This is a genomic window from Pseudomonas sp. MF6776 (genome assembly GCF_016613125.1).
Classification (GTDB): Bacteria; Pseudomonadota; Gammaproteobacteria; order Pseudomonadales; family Pseudomonadaceae; genus Aquipseudomonas; species Aquipseudomonas iridis.
This window is the reverse complement of the sequence record NZ_JAENSQ010000013.1, coordinates 50,771-63,026: the sequence shown is the minus strand read 5'-3', so window position 1 is coordinate 63,026 and position 12,256 is coordinate 50,771. Positions and strand designations below refer to the sequence as shown.

11 protein-coding genes are annotated in these 12,256 nt (G+C 60.8%); 8 read left to right on the top strand and 3 right to left on the bottom strand.

Annotation, left to right across the window (positions count from 1 at the left end; genetic code table 11):
* Positions 1 to 138: 138 nt before the first annotated feature.
* The 3 genes from JJD74_RS16560 (at position 139) to JJD74_RS16550 (ending at position 2,836) form a co-directional block, all read left to right on the top strand.
* Positions 139 to 1,221 (top strand): bifunctional transcriptional activator/DNA repair enzyme AdaA, encoded by a 1,083-nt coding sequence (locus JJD74_RS16560; protein ID WP_200615864.1) that lies wholly within the window; start codon positions 139 to 141, stop codon positions 1,219 to 1,221.
* 93 nt (positions 1,222 to 1,314) lie between these two features.
* Positions 1,315 to 1,932 carry a DNA-3-methyladenine glycosylase family protein gene (locus tag JJD74_RS16555; protein WP_200615861.1) on the top strand — a complete coding sequence of 206 codons (618 nt, stop codon included), beginning with the start codon at positions 1,315 to 1,317 and terminating at the stop codon, positions 1,930 to 1,932.
* Positions 1,933 to 2,320: 388 nt separating this feature from the next.
* Positions 2,321 to 2,836: an HvfX family Cu-binding RiPP maturation protein gene (locus JJD74_RS16550; RefSeq protein ID WP_200615857.1), complete on the top strand. Its 516-nt coding sequence runs from the start codon at positions 2,321 to 2,323 to the stop codon at positions 2,834 to 2,836.
* Between the two features lie 3 nt (positions 2,837 to 2,839).
* On the opposite strand, the gene JJD74_RS16545 is transcribed toward JJD74_RS16550, so the two are convergent.
* Complete coding sequence (locus JJD74_RS16545) at positions 2,840 to 4,456, bottom strand: L,D-transpeptidase family protein (protein ID WP_200615854.1); 1,617 nt, start codon at positions 4,454 to 4,456, stop codon at positions 2,840 to 2,842.
* Between the two features lie 150 nt (positions 4,457 to 4,606).
* Here JJD74_RS16545 and JJD74_RS16540 point away from each other — a divergent pair, with 150 nt between their 5' ends.
* Positions 4,607 to 5,320 (top strand): murein L,D-transpeptidase catalytic domain family protein, encoded by a 714-nt coding sequence (locus JJD74_RS16540; protein WP_200615848.1) that lies wholly within the window; start codon positions 4,607 to 4,609, stop codon positions 5,318 to 5,320.
* A 186-nt stretch (positions 5,321 to 5,506) separates the two neighbouring features.
* On the opposite strand, the gene JJD74_RS16535 is transcribed toward JJD74_RS16540, so the two are convergent.
* The gene (locus JJD74_RS16535; protein ID WP_200615846.1) at positions 5,507 to 6,919 is read right to left on the bottom strand and encodes an MFS transporter; all 1,413 of its coding nucleotides are present in this window, start codon (positions 6,917 to 6,919) and stop codon (positions 5,507 to 5,509) included.
* A gap of 103 nt (positions 6,920 to 7,022) precedes the next feature.
* Here JJD74_RS16535 and JJD74_RS16530 point away from each other — a divergent pair, with 103 nt between their 5' ends.
* Complete coding sequence (locus JJD74_RS16530) at positions 7,023 to 7,910, top strand: LysR family transcriptional regulator (protein ID WP_200615843.1); 888 nt, start codon at positions 7,023 to 7,025, stop codon at positions 7,908 to 7,910.
* Here JJD74_RS16530 and JJD74_RS16525 read toward each other — a convergent pair.
* Positions 7,907 to 8,527 carry a cell wall hydrolase gene (locus tag JJD74_RS16525; protein ID WP_042558775.1) on the bottom strand — a complete coding sequence of 207 codons (621 nt, stop codon included), beginning with the start codon at positions 8,525 to 8,527 and terminating at the stop codon, positions 7,907 to 7,909. The genes JJD74_RS16530 and JJD74_RS16525 overlap by 4 nt on opposite strands.
* Before the next feature lie 199 nt (positions 8,528 to 8,726).
* Here JJD74_RS16525 and JJD74_RS16520 point away from each other — a divergent pair, with 199 nt between their 5' ends.
* The 3 genes from JJD74_RS16520 to JJD74_RS16510 all read left to right on the top strand — a co-directional run bounded on the left by JJD74_RS16520 (position 8,727) and on the right by JJD74_RS16510 (position 11,828).
* Positions 8,727 to 9,578, top strand: a complete 852-nt coding sequence (locus JJD74_RS16520; protein WP_042558774.1) for a CAP domain-containing protein — start codon at positions 8,727 to 8,729, stop codon at positions 9,576 to 9,578.
* 316 nt (positions 9,579 to 9,894) lie between these two features.
* The gene (gene moaA / locus JJD74_RS16515) at positions 9,895 to 10,893 is read left to right on the top strand and encodes a GTP 3',8-cyclase MoaA (protein WP_047300730.1); all 999 of its coding nucleotides are present in this window, start codon (positions 9,895 to 9,897) and stop codon (positions 10,891 to 10,893) included.
* 35 nt (positions 10,894 to 10,928) lie between these two features.
* The gene (locus tag JJD74_RS16510; protein ID WP_200615842.1) at positions 10,929 to 11,828 is read left to right on the top strand and encodes a bestrophin family protein; all 900 of its coding nucleotides are present in this window, start codon (positions 10,929 to 10,931) and stop codon (positions 11,826 to 11,828) included.
* Positions 11,829 to 12,256 lie beyond the last annotated feature (428 nt).

The following is a 12,256-nucleotide window of genomic DNA, read 5'->3' as shown; positions in this document are numbered from 1 at the left end:
ATCTTTTGATCTTGTTTGCTCAGGATCAACATCAAAAGATCGCAGCCTGCGGCAGCCCCTACAATAGTTCAGCGTTAGCCGGAATTCATTGTCGATTTTTCGGTGGAGCCATCGAGAATCTGGTTTTACTCTCACCCCATGAACATACAAACCGCTGCCCTGCCGCCCCACGCCGAGATGGTTCGCGCTATGCTCGAACGCGACACTGCCTATGAAGGCGTGTTCTTCACGGCCGTAAAAACCACAGGGATCTTCTGCCGTCCCAGTTGCACCGCACGCAAACCGAAACCGGAAAACGTCGAGTTCTTCGCCCATGCCGATGAATGCATGAGCGCCGGTTACCGCGCTTGCTTGCGCTGCAAACCGCTGGACGCTGCGGCCATTGCACCGGACTGGATACAGCGTTTGCTCGCGGCCGTCGACGCTGACCCAGAGCTGCGCTGGAGCGATGCGCAATTGCTCGCCGAAGGCATTGAGCCGCTGAAGCTGCGGCGCTGGTTCAAGCAGCATTTCGGCATGACATTTCATGCCTGGCTACGCACCCGGCGCCTGGGCATGGCGCTGGGCGGGATCAAGCAAGGCACCTCGATCGACCACGCAGCGTTCGATTCCGGGTATGAATCGCTGAGCGGGTTTCGCGATGCTTTCCAGAAATCATTCCACATCACCCCGGGCCGCACCGCCCACAGTGAACCGCTGTTGTTTACCCGATTGACCACGCCGCTGGGGCCGATGATTGCCATGGCTGAGCAACGCGGTCTGGTGTTGCTGGAGTTCCTTGACCGGCCGGCATTGACCCGGGAAGTCGAGGAGTTGCAGAACTGCTATGGCTACGTGGTCGCACCGGGGCATAACGCACATCTACAGCAGATCGAGCATGAGCTGGCGCAGTATTTCGCCGGCCGCTTGACCACTTTCACCGTCGCCTTGCACCTGCCCGGCAGTGAGTTCGCCCGGCAAGTCTGGTCGGCCCTGCAGCAAATCCCCTACGGCCAAACCAGCACCTACGGCGCCGTTGCCGCCAGCCTGAGCAAACCCGGCGCCAGTCGCGCGGTGGGCCTGGCCAACGGTCAAAATCGCCTCTCGATTGTGGTGCCTTGCCATCGGGTGATCGGCGCGGACGGCTCGCTCACCGGCTATGGTGGAGGTCAGCCGCGCAAGGCGTTCCTGTTGAGGCTGGAAAACGCCGCCGTTCAGCTCACACAACAACTGGCTTTCTGACGACTTGAATCGACTCATAAAAAGGGATTTCGATGGACGCATGCAGCACACGGATTGATTTCGACAGGTCAATCAACCGCCCGGGCTGTCAGCGTGGCTGACGCTTATAAGACGGCCAGCTCATTCCTCGCCACGCTCGATGCCGACTGGCAACGACACATCGCCGCGGTCGGCCCTTGCCTGCATCAACCGCATCCGGCGCGCGATCCATACGAATCGCTGGTGCGGGCGATTGCCTATCAGCAACTGCATGCCAAGGCTGGAGATGCGATTGTCGGTCGGTTGGTCGGGTTGTTTCCCGGGCAATCGTTTCCGCGACCGGAGCAAATCCTCGCCACCGGGTTTGATCAACTGCGCAGCTGTGGGTTTTCGGCGGGCAAGATTGCGACGATTCAAGGAATCGCCCAGGCGACGCTGGATGGCGTGGTGCCGGATTACGCCACGGCGTTGGCGATGGATGATGAAGCGCTGATCGAGCGACTGGTCAGCCTGCGCGGGGTCGGGCGCTGGACGGTGGAGATGCTGTTGATTTACAGCCTTGAGCGGATGGACATCTTGCCGGCGGATGATTTTGGCGTGCGCGAGGGGTATCGGCGGTTGAAGGGGTTGGAGGTGCAGCCGACGCGAAAGCAGATGGTTGAGATTGGTTTGGGCTGGAGTCCGTATCGGACGGTGGCGGCTTGGTATTTGTGGCGGGTGGCCAAGCCGTAGACCGCATCATCGTTCATCGCTGGCAAGCCAGCTCCCACGGGTTTTGTGGCGGATGGAAAACTTGTGTTCGCCGCTAGACTCTGTGGGAGCTGGCTTGCCAGCGATGGCGTCTACACGTTCCGCACATGTTCCAAGACCAGACACTATCCCAATGTAGGAGCTGCCGAAGGCTGCGATCTTTTGATTTGGTTTTTTAAAGACAAAATCAAAAGATCGCAGCCTTCGGCAGCTCCTACAGGGCAATGCGGTGGACTGTATCGCACTGTGTACCGCCAGGCGGCAGACACATCCAATGCACAAATCCGCACAGTGGCGACACACCAACGATACACCCCAACGCTCAAATCACCCGGTCGATCCCACTCACCCGATCCACCGGAGATTCCCCATGACCACCACCCTTTCGAGCGCCGTCAAAGGCTTGCACCTGAACCTTGACCGCGCCGGTGCCTGGCTGGCGCCGCTGACCCTGCGCGTGTTTATCGCCTGGGAATTTTTCGAGTCGGGGCTCGAGAAGTTCAACGGGCAGAACTGGTTTGAAGACATTCAGGACAAATTCCCGTTTCCCTTCGATCACCTGCCGGCGACACTGAACTGGGAACTGTCGATGTGGGCCGAGCTGATCTGCGCCTTGGCGATCCTTATCGGTTTCGGCACGCGAATCTCGGCCATTTCGCTGATCGTGGTGACCGTCGTCGCCACCGCCGCCGTGCACTGGCCTACCGACTGGTCGTCATTGAGCGAACTGGCCCAAGGTTACGCGATCACCAACAAGGGCTTCGGCAACTTCAAGCTGCCGGTGATTTACCTGGCAGCTTTGGTGCCGCTGGTGTTCGCCGGCGCCGGCAAGTTGAGCATCGATGCGTGGCTGGCGCGGGTGTTGTGGAATCGCCGCGACCGCTGAAGCTCAATGCGCGCGATCCAGGGCCACCAACAAGGCACTGTCACGGCTGTAGATGTCTGGCGAATAACGCACGTGACCGGCGCTGTCGACCTGCGCCGTCCAGTAGGTCATCAGGATCGGCACCGGCGCCGACAAGCGAAACTCATGGGTGGCGCCGGTGGCGAGCAAGGTGTCGGTGCGTGCCCTCTCCGCAGGGCTGAGCAGCAGATCGCGCAGTTGCATCGGGTGCTCGACCCTGACGCAGCCTGAGCTGAATGCCCGCGGCCCTTTGTCGAACAGTGCCTTGCTCGGCGTGTCATGCAAGTACACCGAAAACGGATTGGGGAAGCGAATGACCATCTGTCCCAACGGATTGCGTGGCCCCGCGTCCTGGCGCAAAAGGATGTTGCCGGGGTGGTCCCAGTCGATGTCTGCGGCCGCCAACGGCTGACCGTTGGCATCCAGCACTTGCAGATTATGCCGACTGAGGAAGGTCTGGTCCTTGCGGATCTCCGGCAGTTTGTCTTCCTTCCAGATGGTTGGCGGCACGGTCCAGGTCGGGTTCAGCGTCAGGCGCGTGACACGGGATTTGAGCAGCGGCGTCTGGCGCTCGGCACGGCCGACCTGGGTGCGCGTCTGCCACACCGGTTCGCCGCCCTTATACAAGGTCAGTTCCGCCGCTGCGACGTTGACCAGCAAACCATCGGGCTCCATGTCCTGGGCCAGCCAACGGAAACGTTCAAGGTTGACCCGCAGTTGTTCACGGCGGGTCAGCGGGCTGATGTTGAGTTCGGCAATCGTCCCCGGCCCGACCACACCGTCAGCCTGCAACGAATGATTGGCCTGGAAGCTTTTCACCGCGTCCACCAACGCGCCTTCGTAAACAATGTCGGTAGTGCCGACCGCGTGGCTCAGATAGCCTTCGCTGTACAAGCGCTGGGCCAGTTCCGGCACGCGCTTGTCTTCCATGGAGGGGCGCAACAGCGGCCCGCTGCCCACCGACTGCCATTTCGGCAAGGCTGTGAGCCGTTGCGCGGCGTAGAGCTGGCGCAGTTTCTGATATTGCGCCAAGTGCGGACGGGCCAGGTCGAATGCTGCAGGAATGTCATGCATACCCGGCACGGCAATCGCCAGCAGTTCGGCCTGACGGTCACGCTGTGTGTCATCGGCATGCCACAACGGCTCGAAGTGTGATTGCAGCAGACGGCCGTAATGCAGATCCTGCAGGGCTTGCAGGTAATAGCGGCTGATATCGATATCGGCACACAACTCGCCATCCTGCGGCGCGGCCAAAGCGACCGGATAGCGTTGCGGGCTGAGGCCATCGTCGGCCAGCAACGGCAGTTGCTTCTGCAAAGCCTGCAATCGTGAAGATTCACTGGTCCATACCGGCATCCAGTCCTGCTGCTGATAGAAGGCTTGCAGCTGTTGCAACGACGGGCCGCTGAGCTGCTTTGCGAGCGCCGGGCAGGTCTGTGGCAGACCGATCAATACGGCATGCAATGGACTTTGCAACTCGACCGGCATTTCGGCAGGAGGTGTCGGCAGCGTCTGCAATGGCGGCAGTGATTCATCGGCACAAGCGACAAACGGCGCTGCGAGCAAACAAATGCTCAAGTAGGATGCGTACTTTTTGAACAACTGCTTTACTCCAATCCATGGCCACCTTGATGATGGCCACCTTACATCAGGTGCGCTGAACAGTCAGGCTCGAACTTCGGGCTTGCAGGTTACGACTGGACGTCAGGAGCCAAAGTGCCAAATAAGTAGCAAGTTGAGGACACTTTATAAATGTTGACGTATTTGCGCCGACTTCTGCTGACCACCGCGACCCTTGTCGCCGTGAGCAGTCCAGCTTTCGCCGCCGGCAAACCATCGCCGGTTCTCTTCACCAGCCTCGCGCACGCCGCGCCAGAACTCAATCCCCAGGCGCTGAAAGGTGCCTTGAGCGCCATGCAATGTGCGGTCAACAGCGGAGCCAAGCCGTCCCGCCACCTGGCGATCATCGACTATTCGCAACCGTCCACCGAACGCCGACTGTGGATCTTTGACCTCAACCGGAAAAAACTGGTGCTGCGCGATCTGGTCGCCCACGGTTCCAACTCCGGGGAAAATTTCGCCACGCAGTTTTCCAATGTCGAAGGCAGCTATCAGTCCAGTCTCGGCTTGTTCCGCACCCAGGAAAGCTACAGCGGCACTCATGGTTACTCGCTGCGCATGGATGGTCTGGAGCCCGGTTTCAATGATCTGGCGCGTGATCGCGCTATCGTCATTCACGCCGCCGATTACGTGAATCCGTTGTGGAGCAAGCGTCAGGGCCGCATCGGTCGCAGCCAGGGTTGCCCGGCCGTCCGCCCACAAATTGCGAAACAGGTGATCGACAAACTGAAGAACGGCCAGTTCATGTTCTCGTGGTACCCGGATCAGCGCTGGTTGAGGAAGTCGCCGTATCTCAACTGCCAGCCGCAGCAGGTGGCGAGCATCATCAGTACCCACGCCAGCTAAGAGAAACACCACAAAACCCTTTAGGGGTGGTGTGCCCCCCGCACTGCGAAAACCACCTGTGGGATCTGGCTTGCCAGCGATGGCGGTGGGTCAGTCAACATCACTGTCGACTGTGCCGACCCCATCGCTGGCAAGCCAGCTCCCACAAGGATTAGTGGTGTCCACAATTTTTCGGCCCAGGCAGTCTCAGTCACCGGTCGTTTTGGCTGTGCCGACGCCATCGCGAGCAGGCTCGCCCCTGTCGTTGATCTGCATTCGGCTGATGATCAGGGCCATGACCATCAATGCCGTGCCCACACCGAAAGTGATGTGCATGCCACTGCCGATGACGGCGGCGGGCGCTTGCGTCGGGTTACCGGTGGCCACGGCAAACACCGCGCCCATCGCCGCCGCACCTGTGATCAACCCCAGATTGCGGGCCAGTCCGAGCAGCGCCGACACCACGCCGCGCTGGTCCTGACTGACCGCCGCCATCAGCCCGGTATTGTTGGCCGCCTGGAACAGCGCGTAACTGCCGGCGATCACCGTCATCGGCAACACGTAAGCAGGCAATCCGAAACTCATCGGCAGCAGCGCCAATAACCCGCAACCGCAAACCATCCCGAGCAAGGCGCCCGGCACCACCCGCTGTGCGCCGAAACGATCGACCAGCCGTCCGGCAGGAACGCCACCGAGCGCAGCCAGCAACGGCCCGACCGACAACACCAGCCCGACCACGGTATGGCTGAGACTCAAACCGCGGCTCAGGTAAAACGGCCCGACCACCAGCGTGGTCATCATCACGGTCGTCACCAGCAACGTCAGCGCCAGACTGCCACTCAGGCGTAGATCGGCGAACAGTGACAGACGAATCAGCGGTGCCCTGGCTTTCATCTCGATCACGATGAACAAACCCACGCCGCACAGGCTGATCAACAGCAACCTCAGCGTGAAACCTTCAAGCGTCATCGCCAGCGCATAGGTCGCCAGCGTCAACACCAGCACCCCGCTGCCAAGGTAATCAAACGCAACTCGCGGCCCTGCGGCTCGATCTGCCGGCAGATAGCGGTACACCAGCCATGCGTTGAGCAGTCCCAATGGCACGTTGAGTAAAAATATCGATTGCCAGCCAACATGCGCCATCAACAACCCACCCAGCGACGGGCCGAGGGTGGTGCCGGTGGCCGACATCGTTGCCAGCAACCCCATCGCACTGCCCGCCCGCGTTTTGGGCACCGCATCGGCCACCAGTGCGACCGTCAATGCAAACATGATCGCTGCGCCAATGCCTTGCACCGCCCGCGCGCCGATCAGCCAGCCAAGCCCCGGGGCCAGCGCGCAAAACAATGAAGCACTGGTGAAAATGCCTATCCCGATCAACAGCAATCGCCGCCGACCAAAGCCATCGCCCAGACGTCCGACGCTGACAATCAACGTGGTGATTGCCAGCAGGTACGCCAGAACAATCCACTGCACCTGTTGGAACGTTGCATCAAACGCCGCCGCCAGCGTCGGCAACCCGGCGTTGGCGATGCTGGTGTCCAGCGACGGCATCAACATCGACAGCGCCAGACTGGTCAGCGCCCAGCGGGCTTGGGTATCGAGGGGTTGTCTGGGCATGGCGTGCTCACTGTACAAAGGACATGCGCCATAGCCTGAGCCTCGACAATACAAGGCGCAAGACGCATGCTTTGCACTCAATACCTGCATAGAACGCCATGTCATGACTACGCCGGATCTGAACCTGCTGATCACCCTCGACGTGCTGCTGCGTGAAGGCAGCGTCGCTCGCGCCGCCAAATGCCTGCGGTTGAGCCCTTCTGCCATGAGTCGCGCCTTGGCCCGTCTGCGCGAAACCACCGCAGATCCGTTGCTGGTGCGCGCCGGTCGAGGCCTGGTGCCAACCCCGCGCGCGCTGGAATTGCGCGAACGGGTCAGCCATCTGGTGCAGGAGGCCGAGGCGGTTTTGCGCCCTGCGCAAGTGCTGGATCCCGCGCAGCTACAACGCACCTTCACCTTGCGCAATACCGACGGGTTTGTTGAAACCTTCGCCGCCGCCCTGCTTGCCCGGGTTGCCGCCGAGGCGCCCAACGTGCGTTTGCGTTTTGTGCAGAAAGCCGACAAGGACAGCACGCTGCTGCGCGAAGGCCGGGTGGATCTGGAGACAGGTGTAGTCGACGACAGCACCGACCCGACGCTGCACAGCCGCATCCTGTTTCACGATCACTGGATCGGTGTGGTACGTGAGGGTCATCCCTTGAGCGCAGGCAAAGTCAGCGCCAAACGCTTCGCCTCAGGCCAGCATATTCTGGTGTCACGGCGCGGGCGCAGCAGCGGCCCGGTAGACGAAGCGCTACTCGAGTGCGGACTGACACGGGACATCGTCACGTCGTTCGGCGGGTTTTCGGCGGCACTGACGCTGGTTCGTGAATCCGACCTGATTGCCACCGTCCCGGAACGTCACACGAGCAAACTGCGCACGGGCCTGCACAGTTTCGACCTGCCGTTGAAGATGCCGCAGATCAGCGTGTCGATGCTCTGGCATCCGCGCATGGATGCCGATCCAGCGCATCGCTGGTTGCGCGATTGTGTGCGGGAAGTCTGCACCTAGCGCGCATCGCCGCCAGCGGGTTTATAAAAGAGGAATTTTTTCGTCTCGGCGGTTTTCCGGTATTCCCTGGCCCAACTCGGGTGGACATTGCGGTCGTGGAAATACAACGCGCCGTTGGTGCGATCCTTGAGCTGACGGTTCAGCGCCTTGCCGGCAACTTCTTTGGCGAGCGCGTATTCGGCGTCTTCCTTGACCTGATCCGGACGCCCGTCACACCACCAGGAAAACTGGCAGCTCCTGGTTTCCGAACCTTGCTTGACCACGGCACACACCGTGTCTGGAAAACCTTCGTGGCCGAGGCGATTCATCACAACACTGGCCACGGCCTCCATTTCCGGCGTGTCCTTGCCTTTGGCTTCCCAGTAGATGCTACGCGCCAGACAAGTGATCGGATCATCCAGCGGCGCGGCGCCGGCAGGGTCGACCGCCTGCACTTCCTTCGGGGTGATCGCCTCGGATTTCGGCGCCGGTGCCGCGCTGACTTTATCGGCGGCCTTTTCTTCCAGCACCTGGGCTTTCTCTTCGGCCTTGGCTTTGATCGGCGCTTGATCGGTGGCCCACGCAGCGCTGGCCAACAGGGTTATTGCGAAGCAGCCAGCCAACCATTTCAATCCCATGTGAACTCTTCCGGCAGGGCCCGGTGCGGGCAAGGTGTTACGTCGGGGAGACGCCCGGATCCCGGGGTCTTGGCTGAGTGTAGACGGCTAAATCAACCGCAGCGTTCCGTAGAAAAAACTGTCGACGGAAGAAAAAGACATTGCACCCACCGGGGGCGTTTCGCGCATCATGGGCGCATTCAGCTCAAGGGAGAATTCCATGCGCTTCATGCCGTCCGTTTTGCGATTTGCCGCGCTGTCCGCAGGCCTGATGTTTGCCGCCTCGGCCATGGCCACCGACGAGTTGCAACTGATCGAGTCGATCAACAGCTATCGCAGCCAGCCGCAACGTTGTGGCACGCAGGCGTCCAGTGAGTTGCCGCCCCTGTCGGCTGATCCACGCCTGAGGTTGCCGGCCAGCGGCGCCGTCAATCTGCAGCAAGCCATGGCCAGCGCCAGTTACCCGATGGTCAACGTACAGGCGATCACCCTCAACGGCCCACGGGATGCGGCGTCGGCGATGAAGGCGATTCAGGAGAGCTTCTGTCAGGTGGTGCTGGATCCGCAGTTTGTCGATGTCGGCGTCAGCCGCGCCGATCGCGACTGGCGCATTGTGCTGGCGCGGCCGCTGCTGTCAGCCAAACTTGGCGACGCGCAGAGTGAAGGGCAAAAATTGCTCGAACAACTCAACACCGCACGCAGCCAGCCACGCCAGTGTGGCGGCCAGGCCTTTGCCGCCGCCGCACCGCTGGCGTGGAATGCGACCTTGGGCACTGTCGCTCAGGATCACAGCCGCGACATGGCCAACAAAAACTACCTCGACCACAAAGACCGCGACGGCCGCACCCCCGGCGATCGCGCTGAGCTGTCGGGCTACAGCGGGCAACTGGTTGGTGAAAACATCGCCGCCGGCCAAGACACCGTGGGCAAAGTCGTCGACGGCTGGCTCGCCAGCCCCGGCCACTGCGCCAACCTGATGAACCCGCAATACAAGGAACTGGGGGCCGCTTATGCGACCGATCCGAAAAGCGATGCGGGGATTTACTGGACCGCGATGTTTGGTGCGCAATAACCCTCAGGCTCACGCCTGCAATGTTCGGTGATGTGTACTGATTCTGTGCACACCACAAAATGTGTGGGAGCTGGCTTGCCAGCGATGGCGGTGGGTCAGCCAACATCAATGTCGACTGTGCGGCCCTCATCGCTGGCAAGCCAGCTCCCACAGGGTCTTGCGGTGTTCACGGATTTTCGACCAACACAGCTCCCACACTTGATCATCGACGCGATCAATCAGCCGTTAACTTTCACTGATTGGACGCCCATGGCAGTTACGCCTACCCTGCCCGTCCAAACCCGTTCATCAGCGGTTTCAATACTGCGAGGCTGTCATGACAGAGCGCGTCCTGATCGATGCTCACAACCGCCGCGTCGACTATCTGCGCATGTCAGTGACCGACCGTTGCGACTTCCGCTGTGTCTACTGCATGGCTGAAGACATGCAGTTTCTGCCGCGCCAGCAAGTGCTGACGCTGGAAGAAATCTTTCAACTGGCGCAGAGCTTCGTCGCGCTGGGCACCCGCAAGATTCGCCTCACCGGCGGCGAGCCGCTGATTCGTCGCGGCGTGGTGCAGCTGTGCGAACAGATCGCCGCGCTGCCCGGCCTGCGTGAACTGTGCCTGACCACCAACGGCTCGCAACTGGGCAAACTCGCCGCGCCGCTGTTCGACGCCGGGGTCAAACGCCTGAACATCAGCCTCGACAGCCTCGATCCCGAGCGCTTCAAGCAGATGACCCGCACTGGCGATCTGGCGCAAGTGATCGACGGCATCGATGCCGCGCGCCAGGCCGGTTTCACCCGCACTAAACTCAACTGCGTGGTGATGCAGGGCCGCAACGATCACGAGATCAATGATCTGGTGAGTTTTGCCATCGACCGTCAGCTCGATATTTCTTTCATCGAGGAAATGCCACTGGGGATCATCAGCGACCACAGCCGTGCGGAGTCGTTTTTTTCCAGCGTGCAGGTCCGCGAGAAAATCGCCGAGCGCTACACGCTGATCGACTCTACGGAATCGACTCAAGGCCCGTCGCGCTATTGGCGTCTGGCCGAGGCCCCGCAGATTCGTCTGGGGTTTATCTCGCCGCACAGCCACAACTTCTGCGGCACCTGCAATCGGGTGCGGCTCACCGTCGAAGGTCGTCTGCTACTGTGTCTGGGTAACGAACATTCGGTGGATTTGAAAGCAGTGCTGCGCGCTCATCCGGGGCATCCGCAACGCCTGGAGAACGCCATCATCGAGGCGATGAAAATCAAACCGTATCGGCATAATTTCGAAATCAACGACGACGTCCAGGTCGTACGCTTCATGAATATGACCGGCGGCTGATCCGCCGCTTTCCTGCGTTATCGGGACCGCTCTGCATGATCATCAGACCCAAGGTCAGCCAGTTCGCCATTCTCTTCACCCTCAAGGGCTCGATTGCCAAGCGCATCGCGTTGCGCACCTTGATGGTCACGCTGCTGGCCTCGGCCATCGTGCTGGTCGAAATCCTTCATCCGAGCAGTTTCACCAAGGTCAACGCCACGCCGTTCACTTTGCTCGGCTTGTCGCTGTCGATCTTCATGAGCTTTCGCAACAACGCCTGTTACGACCGCTGGTACGAGGCACGCAAGGCCTGGGGTGAGGTGATCGTGCACATTCGGTCGGTCATCCGCGAAACCCATGTCATCCGCGAATCCGCAGAACGCAAACCGCTGCTGCTCAACCTGTGCGGTTTTGCCCATGCGCTCAATGCGCGGTTGCGCAAGGAGAGTGAAGCCGACGCCAGCCGTCAGTGGATCACCCCAAAACACGATGCGGGGGTGCCGGATTACAGCGCGCGGATCCTGCAACAGGTCGGCCAGCAGTGTTCCGATCTGCATCAAAACGGTGAGCTGAGCGAGTGGCGCTACATGCTGCTGGCCAATCACCTGACCAGCCTGACGCAAGCGCAAGCCGTGTGCGAGCGGATCAAAACCACGCCACTGCCGTTTCCCTACACGCTGCTGTTGCACCGCACGATCTACCTGTTCTGCATCCTGCTGCCGTTCGCCATGGCCGAACCGCTGGGCTGGCTGACGCCCTTGTTTACCGCGATTGTCAGCTACACCTTTTTTGGTCTGGACGCGATTGCCGATGAACTGGAAGACCCGTTTGGCCGCGATGAGAATGATCTGCCGACCGACGCGCTGGTGCGCACGATCGAGCGCGACATTCTCGCCGAACTCGGCGTGGCGGATCTTCCGCCGCCGCTGAAGCCGATCGAGTATGTCCTGAGCTGATCACTCCGTTTCCAAGCGCGGGAGCCATGTCATGTTGATCGTTTGCGTCTCCGTGAGACCGGGCGTTCGTCTGCTGCGCTGAGCAACCGGTCACAGCGCATCCCGGAAACAGTCGTTTACACGCCCGCGGATTCCCCCTTACTATCCGGGCACACCGGTCGACGGGTCAGTCCCGCCGCCGACGTTTTCCGCCAACGGAAACATGCGTTATGAGCACGTCACTACAACAACCAGAATCGTTGACCGTCTCTACTCAGCGCGCCCTCTCTCACAGGGGCGGCGTATGAATCGTATCGTCAATCTCCCCATGGCCCTGCGCCGTTCCAAGCTGCGTCACTCCGCACGCCCGCCGGATATCGCCCGGACGCTCTGATCGCGCCCGTTTAAAACCCGCGACAGCCCCCTGCTCCCTGATATTCCCTGCCAGG

Bases quoted from the DNA above. Each gene is read 5' to 3' on its own strand.
- JJD74_RS16560 (WP_200615864.1), top strand. From the start codon at position 139: ATGAACATACAAACCGCTGCCCTGCCGCCCCACGCCGAGATGGTTCGC.
- JJD74_RS16550 (WP_200615857.1), top strand. From the start codon at position 2,321: ATGACCACCACCCTTTCGAGCGCCGTCAAAGGCTTGCACCTGAACCTT.
- JJD74_RS16540 (WP_200615848.1), top strand. From the start codon at position 4,607: ATGTTGACGTATTTGCGCCGACTTCTGCTGACCACCGCGACCCTTGTC.
- JJD74_RS16535 (WP_200615846.1), bottom strand. From the start codon at position 6,919: ATGCCCAGACAACCCCTCGATACCCAAGCCCGCTGGGCGCTGACCAGT.
- JJD74_RS16530 (WP_200615843.1), top strand. From the start codon at position 7,023: ATGACTACGCCGGATCTGAACCTGCTGATCACCCTCGACGTGCTGCTG.
- JJD74_RS16525 (WP_042558775.1), bottom strand. From the start codon at position 8,527: ATGGGATTGAAATGGTTGGCTGGCTGCTTCGCAATAACCCTGTTGGCC.
- JJD74_RS16520 (WP_042558774.1), top strand. From the start codon at position 8,727: ATGCGCTTCATGCCGTCCGTTTTGCGATTTGCCGCGCTGTCCGCAGGC.
- moaA (WP_047300730.1), top strand. From the start codon at position 9,895: ATGACAGAGCGCGTCCTGATCGATGCTCACAACCGCCGCGTCGACTAT.
- JJD74_RS16510 (WP_200615842.1), top strand. From the start codon at position 10,929: ATGATCATCAGACCCAAGGTCAGCCAGTTCGCCATTCTCTTCACCCTC.